Below are 22,190 nucleotides of genomic sequence, written 5' to 3'. Positions count from 1 at the left end.
GGACCGGCGATGCCGGCATTCGCCGGAAGCATGGCCGCCGCACTCGTGGCCCAGCTGATCGCACTGGCTATCCCGCAGGTGCTGCAGCAGATCGTCGACGGTCCGCTCGCGCAGCGCGAACCCGATGCCGTGATCCCGCTCGCAGTGCTCGTCTTCGTGCTCGGCGCCGCCGAGGCGATCCTCTACGCGATCCGTCGCTGGCTCGTCGTCGGACCGGGCACCCGGGTCGAGGCGCGCATGCGCAACGCGCTCTACGCGAAGTTGCAAGACCTGCCGGTGAGCTTCCACGACCGCTGGCCGAGCGGCCAGCTGCTCTCTCGAGCGGTGAGCGACCTCGGCCTGATCCGCCGGTGGCTCTCGTTCGGCCTGGTGCTGACCGGCGCGAACGTCGTCATCATCGTGGTGGGCGTCGGCATCCTGATGTCGATGAACTGGCTCCTCGGGCTCATCTTCCTCGTCTGCTCGCTGCCGCTCTGGTGGGCGGGCTGGCGCTTCGAGGGCCGATACTCCGAGATGTCGCGGCTCAGCCAAGACCAAGCGGGCGACCTCGCGACCGCGGTCGAGGAATCGGTGCACGGCATCCGCGTGCTCAAGGCGTTCGGCCGGGGCAAGCACGCGCTGTCGACCTTCCGCGCGCAGGCCGAGTCGTTGCGCAGCACCGAGATCGAGAAGGCGCGCCTCGATGCCAACATCTGGGTGTGGATCATGGTCGTGCCGGCCGTCGCCCTCTCGCTCTGCCTCGTGGTCGGCGTGTGGCTCGCGTCGCAGGGCCAGCTCACGGTGGGCGAGCTCGTCGCGTTCTTCGCGACCGCGACGGTGCTCGCGTGGCCGATCGAGTCGATCGGCTTCATGCTCGCCTTCGCGCTCGACGCTCGCACCGCGACCGACCGGTTCTTCGACATCCTCGACAGCGAGAACACGATCGTCGACCCCGACGAACCGCGCACCCTCGAACGCCCGCGCGGCGAACTCGCGTTCAGCGACGTGCACTTCCGCTACCAGGACTCGCCGGCGCGGTTCGGAGACCTGCTCGACGGCGTCGACCTCGTGCTCGAGCCCGGCGAGACCATGGCGCTCGTGGGACTGACCGGGTGCGGCAAGACCACGATGACGGCCCTCACCACGCGTCTCTACGACGTCACCGGCGGATCGGTCACGCTCGACGGCGTCGACGTGCGCGCGTTCAGCCGCGACGAGTTGCGCACGCACATCGCCATGGCCTTCGAAGACGCGACCCTCTTCAGCGCCTCGGTGCGCGACAACGTGCTGCTCGGCCGGCCCGAGCTCACCGGCGGCGACCCGGCGATGCGGGCCGAGGCCGATCGGGTTCTCGACGAGGCCCTGCGCATCGCCCAGGCGGGGTTCGCCTACGAGCTTCCCGACGGGCTCGACACGAAGGTCGGCGAAGAGGGCATGAGCCTCTCCGGCGGCCAGCGGCAACGTCTCGCGCTCGCGCGTGCCGTCGCGGCCAAGCCGGCCGTGCTCGTGCTCGACGACCCGCTCTCGGCGCTCGACGTCGCGACCGAGGCGCGGGTGGAGGCCGAGCTCCGCTCGGTGCTCGCCTCGACCACGGCGCTCATCGTCGCGCACCGGCCCTCGACGGTCATGCTCGCCGACCGGGTCGCGCTGCTCGAGAACGGCCGCGTGACCGCGGTCGGCACCCACTCCCAGCTGCTGCGCGAGAGCGAGCACTACCGATTCGTCATCACGAGCCTCGAAGACGAAGAGCGCAGGAACACCGGCGTCGATGCCGTCGACGTCGAGACCACGATCCGAGAGGAGGCGGCATCATGAGCGTCAGCGGCGTACAGGGCGAAGAACGCCAGGACTACTCGAAGGCCGAATCGGCGCAGATCCGCGCCCGGTCGCGGCGACTCCTCGGGTCGCTGCTCTCCCCGCTCAAGCCGAAGCTCTGGCTCACGGCGGTGGCCATCGTGCTCTCGTCGGCCGCGCAGGTCGCGGGGCCCGCGCTCATCGCGTACGGCATCGACCAGGGCATCCCCGCGCTGATGAAGCAGGACTGGTTCCCGGTGGCGTTCGCGGGTATCGCATACCTGCTCACGGGCCTCGCGGGCGCGTTCCTCATCGCCGCCTACATCCGCCTGTCGGCCCGCATCAGCCAGGCCGTGCTCATCGACCTGCGCACCCGGGTCTTCCTGCACACGCAGAAGCTCTCGCTCGAGTTCCACGAGTCGTACACGTCGGGCCGCATCATCTCGCGGCAGACGAGCGACCTCGATGCCATCCGCGAGCTCATGGACGAGGGGCTGACGATGCTCGTGCGCGGTCTCATGTACATGGTGTTCACGGGGGTCATGCTCGTGATCGTCGATGCTCCGTCCGGGCTCGTGCTGCTCGCCTCGCTCGTGCCGCTCGGCATCCTCACCCGGTGGTTCCAGGTGCGCTCGCAGTCGCTGTTCCGGCGCTCGCGCGTCGCCTCGGCGAAGCTCATCGTGCAGTTCGTCGAGACCATGACGGGCATCCGCGCGGTGCAGGCGTTCCGCAAGCAGAAGCGCAACGAGGCGGAGTTCGGCGACCTCGTCGAGGACTACCGCGACGTCAACGCGAAGGTGCTCGGCCTGTTCGCGGTGTACAACCCGGGCATGGCGCTCATCGGCAACACCGCGGTCGCGGTCACGCTCGTGCTCGGCGGGTTCCGCGTCGTCGACGGCAGTCTCGGGGTCGGCGTGCTGCTGGCCGCCGTGCTCTACACGAAGCGCTTCTTCGACCCGATGGAGGACATGGCGATGTTCTACAACGGGTACCAGTCCGCGTCCTCCGCGCTCGAGAAGATCTCGGGCGTGCTCGAAGAGGAGCCGAGCGTGCCCGACCCGGTGAAGCCCGTCGACCTGTGGAACGCCGAAGGACACGTGCGCTTCGACAGCGTCGAGTTCGCCTACACGAAGGACCGGGTCATCCTGCCGCGCTTCGACCTCGAGATCCCGGCGGGGCAGACGATCGCCCTCGTCGGGTCGACGGGCGCCGGCAAGTCGACGCTCGCCAAGCTCATCGCGCGCTTCTACGACCCGAGCGACGGGGTCGTGACGCTCGACGACATCTCGCTCGCCGACCTGCACCCGAAGGACCTGCGGCGGGCGATCGTCATGGTCACCCAGGAGGCGTACCTCTTCTCTGGTTCCGTGGCCGACAACATCGCCCTCGGCAAGCCCGACGCGTCGTTCGACGAGATCGTGCGGGCGGCCATGGCGGTCGGCGCGCACGAGTTCATCGAGGGGCTGCCGAACGGCTACGACACCGACGTGAACAAGCGCGGCGGCCGGGTCAGCGCCGGTCAACGGCAGCTGATCTCGTTCGCCAGGGCGTTCCTCGCGAACCCGGCGGTGCTGATCCTCGACGAGGCGACCTCCTCGCTCGACATCCCGAGCGAGCGGCTCGTGCAAGAGGGACTCACGAAACTCCTCGCCGACCGCACCGCGGTGATCATCGCGCACCGGCTGTCGACGGTCGCGATCGCCGACCGCGTGCTCGTGATGGAGCACGGGCGCATCGTCGAAGACGGCTCGCCGGCAGAGCTCATCGCCGGCACCGGGCACTTCGCCGCCCTGCACGCCGCGTGGCGGGACTCGCTCGTCTGACCCGACGACGCGGACGCGCCGCTCCCGACGATGCAGGCGCGCCGCCCGGATGCCCCGTGCCGACCACTCGGCCCGGGGCATCCGAATCGTCCAGCTTGACGGTTCGGGCCGTCGGACGCAACGGGGTACCCCCTGAACGGGGCGCGCGGGCGACTCCCATCTCGCGCTACGCTCGGCCAAGCGGGCGGACCGTGCTGTTGCGCCTGCCCTCGAAATGGAGGAGCGATGGAGACGGACCCGCGTCCCCTGCGCGTGGCGATCGCCGATGATGCCCTGCTCCTGCGCGAGGGCATCGCGAAGGTGCTCGTCGACGGCGGCCTCGAGCTCGTCGCCTCGGTCGGCACCGGCGCCGAACTGGTCGAGATCGCCGCCCGCGGTGACATCGACGCGGCCGTCCTCGACATCCGCATGCCGCCGAGCTATCGCGACGAGGGCATCCTCGCGCTCGAGGAGATGCGCGCGCAGGGTTCGACGATCGGGGTGCTGCTGCTGTCGATGTACGCGACGCCCGAGTACGCCCTGCGGGTCATGGGCACCGGCAGCGGCACCGGCTACCTGCTGAAGGAGCGCGTCTCCGAGCCGCAGACCCTCGTCCGCGCCGTCGAGACGGTCGCCTCCGGAGGTTCGGTCGTCGACCCCGAGGTCGTGGAGCAGCTCGTGCAGCGCACGCGCGCCGACGACCCGCTCTCGCGCCTGACCGAGCGTGAGCGCTCGGTGCTCGAGCTCATGGCGCAGGGTTACTCCAACGGCGGCATCGCACAGGCCCTCTTCCTCGGCCTGAAGACCGTCGAGACGCACGTGCGCTCCATCCTGCAGAAGCTCGACCTCGAGGAGTCGCCGGAGCATCACCGGAGGGTGCTCGCGGTGCTGACGCTCCTCGGCGCGAGGTGATGGCCCCCGGCCGCAAGGGCCGGATCATCAGACGCAGCATCGTCGTCGCCCTGGTCGTGGCGGCGAGCCTCGTGATGGAGGTGACGGGATACCTCGCGACCCCCGAGGCTGCGCGCCCCGAGATGTCGTGGACGACCATGCATGCGATCGTGCCGCTCGTGTTCGCGGCGTGCGCGGGCGTGGCGTGGGCGATCGGGCCGTCGCGGGTGCCGGCGCGGCTCATGGTCGCCTTCCCCTTGGTATGGATTCCGCTCTCGTTCCTCCGCGTCATCGAGGACGTCGCCTGGCTCTGGCCGTTCGTCTACGGCCTCCACCTGTGGTGGGCGGTGCTCACCGGCATCCTCGTGCTCGTCTACCCGCGCGGCTGGCTCGTCGACACGGTCGACCGCTGGATCGCCGGCATCGCGTTCGTCGCCTCGATCGGCTACCTGGTGAGCGTGCTCCTGCTCGGCCAGCCGGCACCGGGGGTCTGCGACTGCGCGCCGAATCCGTACCGCGTCGCCGACGCCCCCGGGCTGTTCGCGGTGATCGACGTCGGGTACCGCCTCGTCGGCGTCGTGCTCGCGCTCGTCATCGCCGGCCGCCTGCTCGTGCGCTGGATCCGCGGCAGCGTTCCGGCACGCGCCGTGGCCTTCCTCATGCCGGTCGCCCTGTTCGCCTGGGTGGTCACGCTCGCGGCCCAGGCGGCGGCCTACGCCGTCTCGGGCAGGGCCGGCCTCGTGCTCGACACCGTCTCGCTCGTGGCGATCGCCTCGATCCCCGTCAGCTTCGTCGCGGGCATCTCGCACGCGCGCAACATGCGCGCCCGGGTCGCCGACCTGATGCGCATCACCCGTGAGGGCGCCGACCGCGGGCTGTGGGCGGAGTCGCTCGCACGGACGCTCCGCGACGCCTCGGTGCGCGTCTTCTGGTGGGACGAGGAGCGGGGCAGGTATGCGGATGCCGCGGGGGAGCCGCTCGACCAGGATCCCCCCGACCGGCACGGCGATCACGGGCTGCTCCCGGTCACCTCGCCCACCGGCATGCCCATCGCGGTCATCCGGCACGACCGGGTGCTCACCGACAACATGCGCCTGCTCGACGGCGTCTCGAGCGCGTTGCGGCTCTCGGTCGACAACGGACGGCTGCGGTCGGAGATCGAGCGCACCCTCGAACAGGTTCGCCAGTCGCGCAGCCGCATCGTCGAGGCCGGCGACGAGGCGAGGCGCCGCATCGAGCGCGACCTGCACGACGGCGCCCAGCAGCAGCTCGTCTCGCTCGGCATGCGCCTGCGGCTCGCGGCGAACCAGGCCCGGGATCGCGGCGTCGAGCCGCTCGAGGCCGAACTCGACGGCACGATCGCAGTGCTGAACCAGGCGCTCAGAGAATTGCGCGAACTCGCGCACGGCATCCACCCGTCGCTGCTCTCGTCGGGCGGGCTCGCACTCGCGGTGCCCGAGCTCGCCGGCCGGTGCCCGGTGCCGATCGAGATCGAGGTGCAGCCCGAGGGCCGGCTCTCGGAGGTCGTCGAGTCGACGGCGTACTTCGTCGTCTCCGAGGCGCTCGCGAACATCGCGAAGCATGCGCAGGCGACCCGCGGTTGGGTGCGCGCGCGCGTCGTCGACGGCGAACTCGAGCTCGTCATCCGCGACAACGGCGTCGGCGGCGCTTCCGTCGACGCCGGCACCGGCATGCTCGGCCTCGTCGACCGGGTCGACGCCGTGGGCGGGCGGGTGGTCGTGGTGAGCCCGGCCGGCGCCGGCACGACGATCACCGTGTGCATTCCGCTCGGTGGCCTCGCGGCGCACTGACCCGTGCGGCAGGAGCTGTCGTGAGCCCGGTCTCGCGAGGGCGCTCAGGCCCGCCAGCGGCAGGCGGCGAGCTCGATGCGGTACCCGTCTTCGTCGGCGCTCGCACGGAGCGGAGTGCCCTCGGCGTCGTAGTGCTGTCGAGCGCGCTCCGCATGCCCGGCGGGCGGCCGCCCGCCCGCCCGCACGACTCGCCACCACGGGGAGTCCGCCCCGTAGCGTGCCATCACCTGCCCGACCGCGCGCGCGCCGCGCGAGCCGAGCAGCGCCGCGATGTCGCCGTAGGTGGCGACCCGACCGGGCGGGATGTCGGCGACCACCACGAGCACGGCCTCGACGAAGCCGTCGGCGGGCCCCTGCGGCATCCGCCCGGCGCGATCGACGATCGGATGACCCGGGTCAGAGCGCGAGCGCGCCGATGACATCGCCGTACGCGGTCTCGCCGATATCGGTGAAGCCGATGCGGTGGAAGAACGCCTCAGGGCCCTCTTCGCCCGGCTCCCACAGCACGGTGATGCGGTCGAAGCCGCGGCGCTTGGCCTCTTCGGCGAGGGCCGTGGCGAGGAATCGGCCGACACCCTTGCCCTGCACCTCGGCGTCGACGTTGATGCGCCAGATGCACGCCCGGAACTCCTCGTGCTCGTTCTCGGGATCGAAGTTGCCGTGGATGAACCCGACGACGCGGTCGTCGAGGAGGGCGACGCGCTGCCATGCGGTGGCCGGATCGACGACCGAGGACTCGGCGGAGTAGGTGACCGGGGCGATGAACTGCTCTTGGCCCGGCTTGAGCGACAGCGAGTTCGCCGCCACGATGTTCGACGCCGACAGGTCTTCCAGTCTGAGCTCAGCCATGCTGCCAAGGCTAACCCGTGCGGCGGCCGTGTCGATAGCCGAGCCGCCACATCCCGTCGGCCAGTTTGTCTCGATGTCGAGATATTCGGTCGAGACGGTAAGCTGGCAGGCGGCGTGTCCGACCGCCCCGAAAGCTCCCCGTTTCCCCCACACAATCAAGGAGACATCCACTTTGTCGAAGATCAAGGTTGCCGGTACCGTCGTCGAGCTCGACGGCGACGAGATGACGCGCATCATCTGGCAGGCCATTAAAGACACGCTGATCCACCCGTACCTCGACGTGAACCTCGAGTACTACGACCTCTCGATCCAGAAGCGCGACGAGACCGACGATCAGATCACGATCGACGCGGCCCACGCGATCCAGAAGCACGGCGTCGGCGTCAAGTGCGCGACGATCACGCCCGACGAGGCGCGCGTCGAGGAGTTCGGCCTGAAGAAGATGTGGAAGTCGCCGAACGGCACGATCCGCAACATCCTCGGCGGCGTCATCTTCCGCGAGCCCATCATCATCTCGAACATCCCGCGTCTCGTGCCGGGCTGGAACAAGCCCATCATCATCGGCCGTCACGCCTTCGGCGACCAGTACCGCGCCACCGACTTCCTCTTCAAGGGCGAGGGCACCCTCTCGGTCTCGTTCACTCCGAAAGACGGCGGCGAGCCGCAGCAGTTCGAGGTCTACCAGTCGCCGGGCGACGGCATCGCGCAGGTGCAGTACAACCTCGACGCCTCGATCCGCGACTTCGCCCGCGCTTCGCTGAACTACGGCCTCTCGCGCAACTACCCCGTCTACCTCTCGACGAAGAACACGATCCTGAAGGCCTACGACGGCCGCTTCAAGGACATCTTCCAGGAGATCTTCGACACCGAGTTCAAGGCAGCGTTCGACGAGGCAGGCCTCACCTACGAGCACCGCCTCATCGACGACATGGTCGCCTCGGCCATGAAGTGGGAGGGCGGCTACGTCTGGGCCTGCAAGAACTACGACGGCGACGTGCAGTCCGACACCGTCGCGCAGGGCTTCGGCTCGCTCGGCCTGATGACCTCGGTGCTCGCCACTCCCGACGGCAAGGTCGTCGAGGCCGAGGCGGCGCACGGCACCGTGACCCGGCACTACCGTCAGCACCAGGCCGGCAAGCCGACCTCGACGAACCCGATCGCCTCGATCTTCGCCTGGACGCGCGGCCTCGCGCACCGCGGCAAGCTCGACGACAACCAGGCGCTCATCGACTTCGCCGCAACGCTCGAAGACGTCGTGATCACGACCGTCGAGTCGGGCGCCATGACGAAGGACCTCGCACTCCTCGTCGGCCCCGAGCAGGGCTACCAGACGACCGAGGAGTTCCTCGCGACCCTGGCCGACAACCTGAAGACGCGCCTGGCCTAGTCGGCGTCGTGTAGTCGAGGGGCGGATGCTGCGGCATCCGCCCCTCGTTCGTCTCCGCCGTTCGTCTCCGCCGTTCGTCTCCGCCGTTCGCACCTGCGGTCGCCAGCGGATTCGGCCGGCGCGAATACCTCCTGAATCTCGCTCCACGCGGGAGGATGGGGGCATGGCACGCGTCCTGAAGCTCGCTCGCAGGTACTGGCTCGTCACGCTCACGATCGGCATCGGGCTGCTCGGCATCGTGCTCGCCCTCAGCGGAGCGGGCGCCGCCGTGCAGTGGATCTTCAGCGGCTACGCCCTCGCCGTGGCGGCCTGGCAGGCGGTCGGCATGGTGCGCGACATCCTGCGCGGGCACTGGGGGCTCGACATCCTCGCGGTCACCGCCATCGTCGCGACCGTGCTCGTCGGCGAGTACATCGCCGCGCTCGTCGTGGTGCTCATGCTCACGGGCGGGGCCGCGCTCGAGGACTACGCGAACCGCCGCGCCAAGCGCGAACTCGATGCCCTGCTCACCCGCTCGCCGCAACACGCGCACCGCATCGACGGCGACGAGATCGTCGAGGTCACGGCCGACCAGGTGAAGATCGGCGACGTGCTGCTCGTGCGACCGAGCGAGATCGTGCCGGTCGACGCGACCCTGCGCTCCCGCGAGACGACGATGGACGAGTCGTCGATCACGGGGGAGTCGGTGCCGGTCGAGAAGCGCGCCGGCGACCGGGTGCTGAGCGGTTCGGTCAACGGCCAGGCGGCGGTCGAGGTCGTCGCCGAGGCATCCGCGGCGAACAGCCAGTACCAGCAGATCGTGGCGCTCGTCACCGAGGCGGCCGCGTCGAAGGCGCCCGTCGTTCGCCTGGCCGACCGCTACGCCGTGCCGTTCACGGTGTTCTCGCTCGCGCTCGCCGCGGTGGCCTGGTGGATCTCGGGCGACCCCGTGCGGTTCGCCGAGGTGCTCGTGCTCGCAACCCCGTGCCCGCTGCTCATCGCCGCCCCGGTGGCCTTCATCGGGGGCATGAGCCGAGCCGCGAAGAACGGCGTCATCGTCAAGGGCGGGGGAGTGCTCGAGCAGCTCTCCGCCGCCAAGACGGCCGTGTTCGACAAGACCGGCACGCTCACGCACGGCTCGCCGACGCTCGTCGCGATCCGGCCCGAGCACGGCTTCGATGAGACCGAGCTGCTCGGGGTCGTCGCCTCGGCAGAGCAGTACTCCTCGCACGTGCTCGCGACCTCGATGATCCAAGCGGCGAAGGACCGCGGGCTGCCGCTGACCGAGGCCGAGTGGGCGCGCGAGGCGGCGACGAACGGCGTGACCGCGAAGGTCGGCGGGCGCGAGGTCGTCGTCGGCAAGTTCGCGTTCGTGCGCGAGCATGCGCCCGAGGCGAAGCGAACCGAGATCGCGCCGGGGGAGCTGGCGATCTACGTCGCCGTCGACGGCCGCTTCGCGGGGGCGCTGCTCGCGAGCGACCGGCTGCGCGAGAACGCGAAGGCGACGCTCGAGCGTCTCGACGAACTCGGCGTGCACCACACCATGATGCTCACGGGCGACGCCGCGGCGACCGCCGGTCACATCGCCGCCGAACTCGGCATCACCAGGGTGCGCGCCGACTGCCTTCCGGCCGACAAGGTGCAGGAGGTCGCCGGCATCGCCGAGCGACCGGTGATCATGGTCGGCGACGGGGTGAACGACGCGCCGGTGCTCGCGGCCGCAGAGGTGGGCATCGCGATGGGGGCGAGGGGCGCCACAGCGGCGAGCGAGTCGGCCTCGGCCGTGATCCTGGTCGATGACATCTCGCGCACGGCGAAGGCGGTCGAGATCGGCCGCGACACCGTGCGCATCGCGCTGCAGAGCATCTGGCTCGGCATCGTCGTGAGCGTCGGGCTGATGCTCGTCGCGGCGTTCGGGGTGATCCCGGCGACGGTGGGCGCGCTGTTGCAGGAGGTGGTCGACCTCGTCACGATCCTCGCGGCGCTCCGCGCGATCGGCGGTCGTCTCGACGCGGGGGCCTCGTCGCCTGCGTCAGCCTCGGTCGAGCGGGTGACGGCGACGACCGGCTGAGACGACGGATGCACCGGGCGGAGTGCCCGGTCACAACTCGGTAACGTCCGCGCGAAGTGCGATCGATCCCTTGCGGCAGGTTTGTTCGTAAGGTTTACTAACAAACGTGACTGCAACGGATGCGCAGCGAGGCCCGGTCACGACGGAGCCGACGCCCCCCACCTCGACGGTGGCGTCTGCCGCTTCGACGGTGGCATCCGGCGTTTCGACGGTGACGTCTGCCGCTTCGACGGTGGCATCCGCATCGTTGCCGGCCGCCGCATCCGGCGCAGTCATCTTCGGCCGCTCCCGAGCCCTCCGCCCGACCGGCAAGGTGCTGCCGGAGCACGCCCGCACGCACAACCGCGCACTCGTGCTGCAGACCCTCTACACGGAAGGCGCGCAGAGCCGGGCGGATGTCGCCCGCGAGACCGGGCTCACGAGGGTCACGGTCTCCGACCTCGTCGCCGCGCTCATCGCCGAAGGGCTCGTCGTCGAGCTCGGGCAGCGCGAAGACGCCCGCCCCGGCAAGCCGGCGACCCTCATCGACGTCGACCGCGAGGCCTTCCACATCATCGGCGTCGACCTCTCCGAGCACGAGGTCTTCCGGGGCGCAGTCGTCGACCTCGACGGTCAGATCCTCGACCGTGACGAGATCGCCCGCGACGGCGCCACTGGCGAGGCCGCGGTCGTGCTCGTCGAGCGCCTCGTCGCGAAGCTCCTCGACCGCACCACGACCCCCGTGCTCGGCATCGGCATCGGTTCGCCCGGCGTCGTCGACCCGCACGGCGTCGTACGATCGGCCCCCAACCTCGGCTGGAGCGACATCGCGCTGCAGGAGCGCATCGCCACGAGGTTCGCGCTGCCCGTGCACGTCGCCAACGACGCGAACGTCGGCGTGCTCGCCGAGCACGGCTCCTCCCACCACGACGACCTGCTCCTGATCAAGATCGGTCACGGTGTCGGCGCGGGCCTCATCATCGGCGGCCGGCCCGTGATCGGCGGCGGCTTCGCCGCCGGTGAGATCGGGCACGTCGTCGTCGGCACCGACGGCGGCCCCCGCTGCGCCTGCGGCAAAGACGGATGCCTCGAAGCCTGGCTCGCGGTTCCGCGGCTGACCGCTCAGCTCGACGAGCTCGACGAGCTCGACGAGCGCGACGAGCATCACGACGGCGCGGCATCCGCTCGCGACGACATCCTCCGCGAGGCGGGCCGGCGTCTCGGCATCGTGCTCGCTCCCGTGGTCGGTGCGCTGAACCTCTCCGAGGTCGTGCTGAGCGGCCCGGCAGAACTGCTTGACGGACCTCTGCACGAGGCCACCGTCGACACGCTCCGGACCCGGACGATGGCGGAACACAACCGTGATCTGAGGCTCCGGATGACCGAGCAGGCGCAGGACATCGTCTTGCGCGGCGCGGCCGTCATGGTCCTATCCGGACAACTCGGAGTCTCGTGAGGGACTCCACGCACCAAGGGTGACAGCGAACCCCCGCTGCCGCCCCCACCCCATGAAAGGAAACGACAAATGAGGAAACTCGGCATTGTGGCGCTCGGCGCCGCTGCTGCCCTGACCCTCGCCGGTTGTAGCGCCGGTGGTGGCAACGAGTCGGCCGACGGTGGCAAGATCACCGTCTGGGTCGTCGGCAGCGACACCCCCGACACCGCCCGCGCGTACCTCAAGGACACCTTCGAGGAGGAGAACGAAGGTTGGACCCTCACCGTCGAGGAGAAGACCTGGGCCGACGTGAGCGACACCTATGCAGCTGCGCTCCAGTCGAACGACTCGCCCGACGTGGTCGAGGTCGGCAACACCCAGACCGCGAGCTTCGCGGACCAGGGCCTGTTCCTGCCGCTCTCCGACTTCCCGGCCGATGACTACCTGCCCGGCCTCGTCGAATCCGCCACGTACGACGGCGAGCTCTACGCCGCGCCGTACTACGCCGGCGGCCGCATCGTGTTCTACAGCGAGCAGATCCTCGGCGCGACGCCGGTTCCGACCACGCTCGACGAGTACGTGGCGACGGGCACGGCGCTGAGGACCGACACCCGCTCGGGCATCTGGGCGCCGGGTCGCGACTGGTACAACGCGCTGCCCTACGTCTGGGCGTACGGCGGCTTCATCGCCGAGCAGGAGGGCGACGAGTGGAAGGCCGGCTTCTCGAGCGAGGGCGGCGTCGAGGGCCTGACGCAGCTGCAGGACGTCTACCTGAACGCCTCCAACGCGGCCAAGGACGGCGACGAGACCGACCCGCAGGTTCCCTTCTGCGCCGGTGAAGACGTCTTCCTCTCGGCTCCCGCGTGGGTGCAGTGGTCGATCACGGCTCCGGCCGACGCCGAGGCGCCGGGTTGCCCCGACACCTACGGCTCCGACCTGCGCGCCTTCGCGCTGCCGGGCCTCGAAGCCGGCGAGACCGCGCCGATCTTCGCCGGCGGCTCGAACGTCGCCGTCGCGACGAAGAGCGCCAACCCCGAGCAGGCTCGCGCCGCGCTCGACATCATGGCGGGCGAGGGCTACCAGACGCTTCTCGCCGAGGGCGGCCTGACCCCGGGCCTCACGGCGGCGGCGGCTTCGCTGCCCGACACCGAGATCGCGAAGGCCCAGGCCGTCGCGCTCGAGAACTCGAAGGTCACCCCGACGACGCCGAAGTGGGCCGAGGTCGAGGCCGCGCAGATCATCCAGGAGGCGCTCGTGAAGATCGCCCAGGGTGGCGACGTGGCGTCGATCGCAGCCGACCTCGACGCGCAGATCGAGGAGATCCTCAACAGCTAGCCCGTTGAGACCCGCGGGGGCGGAGTCCCACACAGCTCCGCCCCCGCTTCCACGACTCCCTCCGGCACGCCACCGCCGCCGTGCCCGAGACGTACCATCAGTCATCTCCGCGATTCCCCCCGCGACACATTCGAGGAGCAGCCATGAGCGCAACCCTCACCGAGCCTGACGCAGCGCCGCGCACGCCGAAGACCCGACCATCCCGTTCATCGCGCAGCGCCTCGGGCGACCGACACGGCAAGGCGCCGCTGCCCTGGGCGCCATGGCTGCTGCTCGCCCCGAGCATCGTGCTGCTCGGCGTCATGGTCGTCTACCCGACGATCGTGATGTTCATCAACTCGTTCACGAACCTCGAGATCAAGAACAAGATGCTCGGCACCGCGCCCGACTTCGTGGGCTTCGACAACTACATCGAGGTCTTCACGAAGTCGGACTTCCCGGCGGTGCTCGCTCGCAGCCTCGGCCTCATGGTCGTGCTGACGGTGCTCATCATCGCGCTCGGCATGCTCGTCGCCATGCTCATGACCAAGCTCACGAAGGGCTGGCGCCTCACCGTCTCGATCGGCCTGCTGCTCGCCTGGGCGATGCCGCCGCTCTCGGCGACGGTCGTCTGGGGCTGGATCTTCGACACCGACTACGGCCTCGTCAACTGGGCCCTCAACACCATGACCGGCACCAACGACTTCCGCGGCCACTCGTGGCTCATCGACCCGTGGTCGTTCATGATGGTGCTCACGATCCTCATCGTGTGGCAGAGCGTGCCGTTCGCCGCATTCACCTTCTACGCCGGTCTCGGCCAGGTGCCCGACGAGGTGCTCGAGGCCTCCGCGCTCGACGGCGCGAGCGCCTGGCAGCGCTTCAGGCTGATCGTGCTGCCGTACATGCGCAACATCATCACCGCGGTGATCGTGCTGGAGACGATCTGGAACATGCGCATCTTCACACAGGTCTACGCGCTGCAGCAGCAGGGCGGCATCGCGAGCGAGACGAACGTGCTCGGCACCTACCTGTTCCGTCAGGGCCTCGGCGAGTTCGGCGTGACCGCCGCCATCGGCGTGTTCATGGTGGTCCTGCTCATGGCCATCTCCTACTTCAACGTCCGCAACACCCTGAAGGAGGAGGAGCTGTGAGCATCACGCCCGCCATCCAGATCGCCGAGCAGCCCGCCCGCACCGACCTCGGGGTCGTCGAGCATCGCGCCCTCCGCGGCAATCGCCCAGGGCACGGCCGGCGCCGCATGGGGCGCGTCGGGTTCAACATCCTCGCCCTGATCGTCTTCATCTCCTCGGTCTTCCCGGTCTACTGGATGGTGAACCTCTCGTTCACCCCGCCGAACCAGATCATCAGCCGCACGCCGAGCTTCCTGCCGCTCGACTTCACGGTCAAGAACTACATCACGGCGTGGACCCGCGAGGCGGCGCCCGGCCAGACCGACTTCCCGCACGCCCTCGCCTCGAGCCTCATCGTGGCCATCACCGTCGTCATCGTCTGCGCGATCTTCGCCTTCCTGGCGTCGATCGCGATCGCCCGATTCGCCTTCCGCGGCCGCGTCGTCTTCATCGTGAGCGTGCTCGTCGTGCAGATGGTGCCCGGCGAGGCGATGATGTTCACGATCTACAACATGATCGACGACTGGCGACTGATGAACACCCTCATCGGCCTGTTCATCGTGCACCTCGCCGCGGTCGTGCCGTTCACGATCTGGACCCTGCGCGGCTTCGTCGCCGGGGTGCCGGTCGAACTCGAGGAGGCGGCCCAGATCGACGGCTGCACGAAGGCGCAGGCCTTCTGGCGGGTCACCTTCCCGCTGCTCGCGCCGGGCCTCGTCTCCACGGGCATCTTCGCCTTCATCCAGAGCTGGAACGAGTTCCTGATGGCACTGCTGCTGCTGAAGGGCTACAACCTCACCCTCCCGCCGTGGCTGAACTCGTTCCAATCGGCCACCGAGGCGACGAACTGGGGCGCGGTCATGGCCGGGTCGACGCTCATCGCCCTGCCCGTCGTCATCTTCTTCATGTTCGTGCAGGGCCGCATGACCGGCGGCCTCGTCGCGGGAGCGGTCAAGGGATGACCGCCATCGACACGACCGGCGCGGGCGTCACCCTCCGCCGGGACATCCTCACGACACTGCTGCCCGGCTTCGACGGTCTCGAAGCGCCCGACTGGGTGCTCGAGCTGCTGCGCGACGGCCTCGGCGGGCTCTGCCTCTTCGGCCCGAACATCTCCTCTCCCGAGCAGCTCCGCACGCTGAACGCGTCGCTCCGCGGGGCCAACCCGCTCGCCGTCATCGCGATCGACGAAGAGGGCGGGGATGTCACGCGCCTCTTCTACGACCGCGGGGCGCCGTTCCCCGGCAACGCCGTGCTCGGCCGCATCGACGACCTCGAGTTGACGGCCAGGGTGGCGCAGGCGGTCGGCGAGGCGCTCGTCGCGACCGGATGCACCGTGACGTTCGCACCCGATGTCGACGTGAACGCGAACCCCGACAACCCCGTCATCGGGGTGCGGAGCTTCGGCGCCGATCCCGAGCTCGTCGCCCGGCATTCCGCGGCGTGGGTGACGGCGCTGCAGCAGACGGGCGTCGCGGCCAGTGCCAAGCACTTCCCGGGGCACGGCGACACCGCGACCGACTCGCACCTCGCGCTGCCGGTGGTCGACCTGCCGCTCGAGACCCTCCGCGAGCGCGAACTCGCACCCTTCCGCGCCGCGATCGCGGCCGGGACCCGCACCATCATGACCTCGCACATCCTGATTCCGCAGCTCGATGCCCGGAATCCGGCCACCCTCTCCCCGCACATTCTCAACAGCCTGCTCCGCGGGGAGCTGGGGTTCGACGGCGTCATCGTCACCGACGCCCTCGACATGAAGGGGGCGAGTGGCGTGCACGGCATCCCCGAAGCTGCGGTGCGCGCCCTCGCCGCCGGTTGCGACCTGCTCTGCATCGGCTCCGACAACTCGCACGAGCAGATGATCGAGATCGTCGAGGCCGTCGAGGCCGCGGTGCAGGCGGGTCGTCTCCCGGCGGAGCGGGTCCGCGAGTCGGCCGCACGGGTGCGCGCGCTCGCCGCAGAGGCGCGGCCGGTTCCCGCCGGGCCGACGGCAGCGGCGTCGGTCGAACCGCAGCACGACGCGGGCGAGATCGACCGGGTCATCTCCGCGTTCGACGTGTCGGATGCCGCCCGGTCGCGTCTGGCGCAGGCCCCCCGCATCGGCACGGTCGTGCGCATCGACACGGTCGTGAACATCGCCGTCGGCGTCGCCCCGTGGGGTCCCTTCGCTGCTGAAGACGCGGCGCGCCGGCCCTCGTGGCTCGGCGACGCCGTGACGGTCGCCGTCTCGGAGCAGCACGGACTCGCCGACCCGGCAGGGCTCGCCGGAACGGTGCTCGTGGTGGGCAAGGACCTGCACCGGCATCCCTTCGCCCGGGCGGCGATCGACGCATTGCGTCATGTTCGCGACGACGTCGTGACCGTCGACATGGGCTGGCCGTCGAATGACCGGGCCTACGCCGACGTCGCGACGTTCGGAGCCTCCCGCCTGCTGGGCGAAGCGGTGATCGCGTTCGTCGACGACGCGCTCAGGGCCGCGGTGGCCGCGCCGTGAGGCTCGGCATCGACATCGGCGGCACCAAGACCGCTGCGGTGGCGATCGGTGCCGACGGCGAGCTGAGCGATCAGGTGCGGATGCCAACCGGCTTCGGCGCGGAGGCGGTCTTCGCGACCGCGATCCGCACGGTCGAGCGCATGACCGAACTCGCGGGGGTCGACGCCTCGTCGTTCACCTCGATCGGCATCGGCATCCCGGGTGCGGTCGACAGTGAGACGGGCCGGGTGGAGCACGCGGTGAACCTCGGCCTCGAGGGGCTCGACCTCGGCCCGCGTCTGGCCGATCGTCTCGGGGTCGACGTGCGCGTCGAGAACGACGTGAAGGCGGCGGCGGTCGGCGCCCACCATCTGCTCGGCGTCGCCGGCGGCACCCGCGCGAGCTCGATGGCGTACCTGAACCTCGGCACGGGGCTCGCCGCCGGCGTGGTGCTCGAAGGTCGGCTCCTGCGCGGCGGGCACGGGGTCGCCGGCGAGATCGGCCATGTGCCCGTCGACCCGTCAGGGGTGCGCTGCGGCTGCGGTCAGCGAGGATGCCTCGAGACCATCGCCTCGGGTCTCGCGATCGCGCGAGCGTGGCCCACGAATTCCGAGCATCCGGCGCGGGAGCTCTTCGACGCGGCGGAGGCGGGCGACGCTCGCGCGGTCGCGGTGCGCGAGGAGTTCCTCGAGGGCGTCGCCGCGGCCGTTCGCCTGCTCGTGCTCGCCGTCGACGTCGACGCCGTGGTGATCGGCGGCGGGCTCGCCGCCCTCGGTGAACCGCTCCTGTTCGCCACACGCCGTATCCTGAACCAGTGGGCGGCCGAGTCGGCCTTCCTCGCATCTCTCGACCTCGCGACTCGCGTGCAGGTCATCCCACTCGGATTCCCCGCGGCCGCCGTCGGCGCCGCCCTCGTAGGAGAACATCAATGGCTGAAGTCGTCATCGTAGAGAACGAGGCCGCCGCCGGCGCCCTCGTCGCCGACACGATCGTCTCACTCATCCGCTCGAAGCCCGACGTCGTGCTCGGTCTCGCGACCGGTTCCACGCCGCTCGCGAGCTACCGTGCCCTCGCGCGTCGCATCGCAGACGACTCGATCGACGTGCGCGGCGTGCGCGGCTTCGCGCTCGACGAGTATGTCGGGCTGCCGGCCGGCCACCCCGAGAGCTATCGCGCGGTGATCACGCGCGAGGTCGTCGAGCCCCTCGGGCTCACGCCCGAACTCGTGCGCGTTCCGAACGGCGACCCGGCGACGATCGAGCACGCGGGAGCCGACTACGAGGTGGCGCTCACGGCCGCCGGCGGCGTCGACCTGCAGATTCTCGGCATCGGACGCACGGGCCACATCGGCTTCAACGAGCCGGGCTCCTCGCTCGCCTCGCACACGCGGGTCAAGACCCTCACCGAAGCGACCCGAGCCGACAACGCGCGGTTCTTCGATTCCCCCGACGACGTGCCGATGCACTGCATCACGCAGGGCATCGGAACGATCCTGCGCGCCCGCCACCTCGTGCTGCTCGCCTTCGGCGAGGTCAAGGCGCACGCCGTCGCCGCAGCCGTCGAGGGGGCCGTCTCGGCCAACCAGCCCGGTTCGGCGATCCAGCTGCACCCGCACACGACGGTCATCGTCGACGAGGCCGCCGCCTCACAGCTCGAGCACCTCGACTACTACCGCCACGCCTGGGCGAACAAGCCCGCCTGGCAGGGCATCTGAGCCGAGCGCTCCCGATGGGGTGAGTGGATGCCGCGGCATTCGCCCACCCCATCGTCGTCGGTCGGGGCGTCGTCGCCTGAGCGTCAGCCCGCGAGTTCCTTGCGGCCGTGCAGGATGCCGCTGACCGCGGCGACCACGGCGAAAATGATCGCCACGACGGGCTGGCCGAGGGTCCACCAGCCGATTGCGGCAGCGGAGAACACCGCGATCTCCACGATCGCCTTGCCGAAGGTGTCGATGCGGAGCACGGCCTTGGGCGAGACGAACAGCGCCCAAACGAGGATTGCGAGCAGCGGCGCGCCGATGCCGACGAGCACCCCCGGCCACGGCAGGGGGAAGGCCACGAACCCCCAGATGCCGAGCGAGACGAACGCGAAGAGCTCGAGGAAGAAGCGGAGGATGTCGTTCGGCCCGATCTTCGGCTGCCGGTCGTCGTGCTGTCGTGCGTCGCTCACGACGTTCAAGCCTACCCGCGTCGTCAGCGGAAGATGATCGTGCGCGCGCCGTCGACGAGCACCCGGCGTTCGGAGAACCACTTGACCGCCTGGCTGAGCGTGCGGCTCTCCTCGTCTTGACCGATCGCGACGAGTTCACTCGGGCTGCGCGAGTGATCGACCCGCACGACGTTCTGCTCGATGATCGGGCCCTCGTCGAGGTCGCTCGTCACGAAGTGCGCCGTCGCCCCGATGAGCTTGACGCCGCGGGCGTGCGCCTGCCGGTAGGGGTTCGCACCCTTGAAGCCCGGCAGGAACGAATGGTGGATGTTGATGCAGCGACCCTCGAGGGCGGCGCAGAGCTCAGGGGAGAGGATCTGCATGTAGCGGGCCAGCACGACGAGCTCGATGTCGTGGTCGTCGACCGCGGCGAGCACCCGCCGTTCGAAATCGGCCTTCGACGCGGCATCCGTCACCGCGTGGGATTCGAAGGGCACTCCGTAGAAGTCGACGAGATCGCGGAGCGTGCCGTGGTTGGAGAGCACGAGCGGGATTTCCACGGGCAACTGCCCGGCACGCTGGCGGAACAGCAGGTCGTTGACGCAGTGCCCGGCCGTCGAGGCGAGCACGAGGGTGCGCAGCGGTCGGCCGACCTCATCGAGGTGCCACTGCATGCTCCAGTGTTCGGTGACCGGGTGCAGGGCCGCCTCGATCTCCTCGCGATCGGCCGGCGACTCCACCTGGAGGCGCATGAAGAAGTGACCCGTGTCGAGGCTCGCGAACTGCTGGCTCTCGGTGATGTTGCCGCGCGCGGCGACGATCGCTCCGCTCACCGCGTGCACGATGCCCGGGCCGTCGGTGCAGCTGAGCGTGACGACCCAGTGGTGCAGGTGTTCGGTGGATGCGCGGGAGGTCATCCGCCCAGATTACCGGCCGGCAGCGGTGTCTCGGGCACCTCGGGGGCCTCGGGCACGTCGGGTGCCTCGGGCACGTCGGGCACGTCGGGTGCCTTGGGCACCTCGGGGGCCTCGGGCACGTCGGGCGCTTCGGATGCTTCGGGGGCCTCTGGCGCTTCTGGCGCCTCGGTGAGGCCCTCGTCGCTCTCGAACCACGGTGCTCGCACGGGGTGCGAGACGGGACCGGTGCGGCCATCGACCTCGTAGCGCACCGTGACCCGCTCGGGGAAGGCCCACCAGAGCCACGACGGCCGATTCGTGTCGTGGGCCCGGCCCCCGGCGTCGAGCGTGAACGACCAGCCGTAGCGGGCGCCGTCGAGCTCGACCACGACGAAGGCTCCGCCCTGACCGGTGAACTCCGCGCGGCCGGGGCGAACCGACATGGCGGGGGCGAGCAGGGTCACCTGCACGACCGTCGGCGCCGAGGTGTTGCCGGCGGAGTCGGTCTGCACGACCGACAGCGTCGTCGTGCCGGCGCGCAGCCCGCGAGGCGCGGCGGTCCAGGCGCCGGCTTCGTCGGCGGTCGTCGTCCAGGTGCGCGCATCATCGGCCGTGACGACCACGACGGCTGCGGGTTCGGCGGTGCCGCTGAGATCGGGGTCGACGCGGTTGTTCGCCGTGTCGGGTTCGAACAGCACCGGCGGCAGCGCCTCGATGTCGACGGGTTCCGGTTCGGGTTTGGGCTCGGGTTGCGAAACGGGTATCGGGCCGATGCTCGGCGCCGGGGCGGGGACGGGTGCGGGCAGCGGGCCCGGCAGGTCCGGTTCCGCCCCGTCGCCGGGAATCGGCAGCAGGGTCTCCGGCACCGGCAGGATCGGCTGCACGACCGGGAGCGGAGCGTCGTCCGCGACGTCGGGAATGATGCTGCGGGCCGAGTCGGGCGCCGCCTCGGCGACGATGGCGTTCGGGGCGGGCTGTTCGACCGGGGTGAGGGTCGGAACGATGATGACCGCGGCGACCGCCGCTGCCGCGATGGCGAGCACGCCGACCCCGGCGCCGATGGCGACCCCGGTGCCTCCGACGGCTCCGGCGATGCCCGCGGCCGTCGAAGCCCCCGTGGCGCCCACCCCGGCGGCTCCCGCGCCGCCGGCACCCGCGCTCGCGGCACCACCAGCCCCGGAGCCGGCGCCGGCCGACCCGCCGGCAGTACCGGTCCCACCGGCGGCACCGGCGGCACCGGCGGCACCGGCGGTGCCGTGCATACCCGAGACCACCGCGGTCGAACCGGCGGCACCGAGCGCGAGGTCGGTGGCCGGTGCGCCCTGCGAGAGCCAGGCCGCATACGCGGTCGCCCCGCCGATGCCGGCGGTCAGCGGCAGCAGCACGAGTGCGAGGCGCGAGCCGACGTCGCGGGCCTCCGCCGCGACGATCGTGCACCGGGCGCAGTCGTCGAGGTGCGCCTCGAGGCGAGTCGTCTCACGGCCGCGGAGCTTGCCGCGCGTGTAGCTGCCGAGCCGATCGATCGTCCACCGGCACTCGGGGTCGTTGGCGGGATTGCGCAGGTGCGCCTGGATCCACGCCTGTCGCAGACCCTCGCGGGCACGATAGGCGAGGGCCGCCGTGCTGTTGGCACTCATGCCGAGCAGGGGCGCGATCTGCTGGGGGGTCATGTTCTCGACCTCGGAGTACCAGAGCACCTCCTGCCATCGCGTCGGCAGCGCGCGGAACGCCTGCGCGGTGGCCCCGCGGTCGAGCGCATCGAGCGCGGCCGATTCGCTCGTCGCCGGGTCCTCGAAGGATTCGAGGGTCTCGAGCGTGGTCTCGTGGCGGGCGCGGCCCCACCCCGCGGCCGTGTTGCGGATCGTCGTGAAGAGGTACGGGCGGAAGGCGCCGCTCGGCCCGCCGCCGGCCAGGATCGCGCTGTAGATCTTCGTGAACGACTCGGCGACCAGGTCGTCGGGGTCGAGCGAGCTGTACGAGCGCGCGACCGTGCGGGCCGAGGCCGAGTGCCGCTCCCAGAGCTCGGCGTACGCCGAACGGTCGCCAGTGCGCGCGCGTTCGATGAGCGTGGCGTCGGCCGTACGGTCGGTACGCAGCGGCGGCACGACGGCCTCCTTCGGGTAAGGGGACTCGCCATGGAGCGCATCGGCTCCACAGGAGAGACGCGTCGAGACGGGTTCACGACGCGAGTGGCGGGGTGGGTACATTCCAGCAGAAATCCCTGGGAAACGCTCGATCGGGATTTTCTCCGC

The 22,190-nt window shown here is 70.4% G+C and carries 18 protein-coding genes; 13 read left to right on the top strand and 5 right to left on the bottom strand.

Going from position 1 to position 22,190, the window contains the following annotated elements:
* Window positions 1-9: 9 nt before the first annotated feature.
* From DCE93_RS11110 to DCE93_RS11095, 4 genes are all read left to right on the top strand, one after another.
* The gene (locus DCE93_RS11110; RefSeq protein ID WP_108595933.1) at window positions 10-1,794 is read left to right on the top strand and encodes an ABC transporter ATP-binding protein; all 1,785 of its coding nucleotides are present in this window, start codon (window positions 10-12) and stop codon (window positions 1,792-1,794) included.
* Complete coding sequence (locus DCE93_RS11105) at window positions 1,791-3,596, top strand: ABC transporter ATP-binding protein (RefSeq protein ID WP_108595932.1); 1,806 nt, start codon at window positions 1,791-1,793, stop codon at window positions 3,594-3,596. The genes DCE93_RS11110 and DCE93_RS11105 overlap by 4 nt, the downstream gene beginning before the upstream one ends.
* Window positions 3,597-3,821: 225 nt before the next feature.
* Window positions 3,822-4,487: a response regulator transcription factor gene (locus DCE93_RS11100; RefSeq protein ID WP_108595931.1), complete on the top strand. Its 666-nt coding sequence runs from the start codon at window positions 3,822-3,824 to the stop codon at window positions 4,485-4,487.
* Entirely contained in the window at window positions 4,487-6,277 is a 1,791-nt protein-coding gene (locus tag DCE93_RS11095) for a sensor histidine kinase (RefSeq protein ID WP_108595930.1), read from the top strand. The genes DCE93_RS11100 and DCE93_RS11095 overlap by 1 nt, the downstream gene beginning before the upstream one ends.
* Before the next feature lie 44 nt (window positions 6,278-6,321).
* Here DCE93_RS11095 and DCE93_RS11090 read toward each other — a convergent pair whose 3' ends face one another.
* Window positions 6,322-6,639, bottom strand: coding sequence for an MGMT family protein (locus tag DCE93_RS11090; protein ID WP_108595929.1), 318 nt, complete (start codon window positions 6,637-6,639; stop codon window positions 6,322-6,324).
* A 34-nt stretch (window positions 6,640-6,673) separates the two neighbouring features.
* The gene (locus tag DCE93_RS11085) at window positions 6,674-7,126 is read right to left on the bottom strand and encodes a GNAT family N-acetyltransferase (protein ID WP_108595928.1); all 453 of its coding nucleotides are present in this window, start codon (window positions 7,124-7,126) and stop codon (window positions 6,674-6,676) included.
* Window positions 7,127-7,298: 172 nt separating this feature from the next.
* Here DCE93_RS11085 and DCE93_RS11080 point away from each other — a divergent pair, with 172 nt between their 5' ends.
* From DCE93_RS11080 to DCE93_RS11040, 9 genes are all read left to right on the top strand, one after another.
* The gene (locus tag DCE93_RS11080) at window positions 7,299-8,513 is read left to right on the top strand and encodes an NADP-dependent isocitrate dehydrogenase (RefSeq protein ID WP_108595927.1); all 1,215 of its coding nucleotides are present in this window, start codon (window positions 7,299-7,301) and stop codon (window positions 8,511-8,513) included.
* A gap of 163 nt (window positions 8,514-8,676) precedes the next feature.
* Complete coding sequence (locus tag DCE93_RS11075; RefSeq protein WP_108595926.1) at window positions 8,677-10,563, top strand: heavy metal translocating P-type ATPase; 1,887 nt, start codon at window positions 8,677-8,679, stop codon at window positions 10,561-10,563.
* Between the two features lie 232 nt (window positions 10,564-10,795).
* Window positions 10,796-11,998 (top strand): ROK family transcriptional regulator, encoded by a 1,203-nt coding sequence (locus DCE93_RS11070; protein ID WP_420836977.1) that lies wholly within the window; start codon window positions 10,796-10,798, stop codon window positions 11,996-11,998.
* Window positions 11,999-12,067: 69 nt separating this feature from the next.
* Window positions 12,068-13,312: an extracellular solute-binding protein gene (locus DCE93_RS11065; RefSeq protein WP_108595925.1), complete on the top strand. Its 1,245-nt coding sequence runs from the start codon at window positions 12,068-12,070 to the stop codon at window positions 13,310-13,312.
* A gap of 143 nt (window positions 13,313-13,455) precedes the next feature.
* Window positions 13,456-14,442: a carbohydrate ABC transporter permease gene (locus tag DCE93_RS11060; protein ID WP_108595924.1), complete on the top strand. Its 987-nt coding sequence runs from the start codon at window positions 13,456-13,458 to the stop codon at window positions 14,440-14,442.
* A gap of 107 nt (window positions 14,443-14,549) precedes the next feature.
* A complete protein-coding gene (locus DCE93_RS11055) occupies window positions 14,550-15,383 on the top strand; it encodes a carbohydrate ABC transporter permease (protein ID WP_108596739.1) in 834 nt (277 codons plus the stop codon).
* Window positions 15,380-16,915 carry a glycoside hydrolase family 3 protein gene (locus DCE93_RS11050; RefSeq protein ID WP_108595923.1) on the top strand — a complete coding sequence of 512 codons (1,536 nt, stop codon included), beginning with the start codon at window positions 15,380-15,382 and terminating at the stop codon, window positions 16,913-16,915. Before DCE93_RS11055 ends, DCE93_RS11050 begins: the two co-directional genes overlap by 4 nt.
* Window positions 16,912-17,844 (top strand): ROK family protein, encoded by a 933-nt coding sequence (locus DCE93_RS11045; RefSeq protein ID WP_108595922.1) that lies wholly within the window; start codon window positions 16,912-16,914, stop codon window positions 17,842-17,844. Before DCE93_RS11050 ends, DCE93_RS11045 begins: the two co-directional genes overlap by 4 nt.
* On the top strand, window positions 17,823-18,608 hold the full coding sequence (locus DCE93_RS11040) for a glucosamine-6-phosphate deaminase (protein ID WP_108595921.1): 786 nt from the start codon (window positions 17,823-17,825) through the stop codon (window positions 18,606-18,608). Before DCE93_RS11045 ends, DCE93_RS11040 begins: the two co-directional genes overlap by 22 nt.
* A gap of 83 nt (window positions 18,609-18,691) precedes the next feature.
* Here the strand turns inward: DCE93_RS11040 and DCE93_RS11035 are convergent, their stop codons facing one another.
* The 3 genes from DCE93_RS11035 to DCE93_RS14610 are packed head-to-tail and all read right to left on the bottom strand — an operon-like array spanning window position 18,692 to window position 22,043.
* Window positions 18,692-19,063, bottom strand: a complete 372-nt coding sequence (locus DCE93_RS11035) for a YrdB family protein (protein ID WP_108596738.1) — start codon at window positions 19,061-19,063, stop codon at window positions 18,692-18,694.
* 23 nt (window positions 19,064-19,086) lie between these two features.
* Window positions 19,087-19,959, bottom strand: coding sequence for a formyltetrahydrofolate deformylase (purU, locus tag DCE93_RS11030; RefSeq protein WP_108595920.1), 873 nt, complete (start codon window positions 19,957-19,959; stop codon window positions 19,087-19,089).
* Complete coding sequence (locus DCE93_RS14610) at window positions 19,956-22,043, bottom strand: sigma-70 family RNA polymerase sigma factor (RefSeq protein WP_168186209.1); 2,088 nt, start codon at window positions 22,041-22,043, stop codon at window positions 19,956-19,958. Before DCE93_RS14610 ends, purU begins: the two co-directional genes overlap by 4 nt.
* Window positions 22,044-22,190: the final 147 nt, after the last annotated feature.

This window comes from Agromyces badenianii (assembly GCF_003070885.1).
Taxonomy (GTDB): domain Bacteria; phylum Actinomycetota; class Actinomycetes; order Actinomycetales; family Microbacteriaceae; genus Agromyces; species Agromyces badenianii.
Note: the sequence above shows the minus strand (reverse complement) of the source record. Positions and strands in the feature narration are given on the sequence as shown.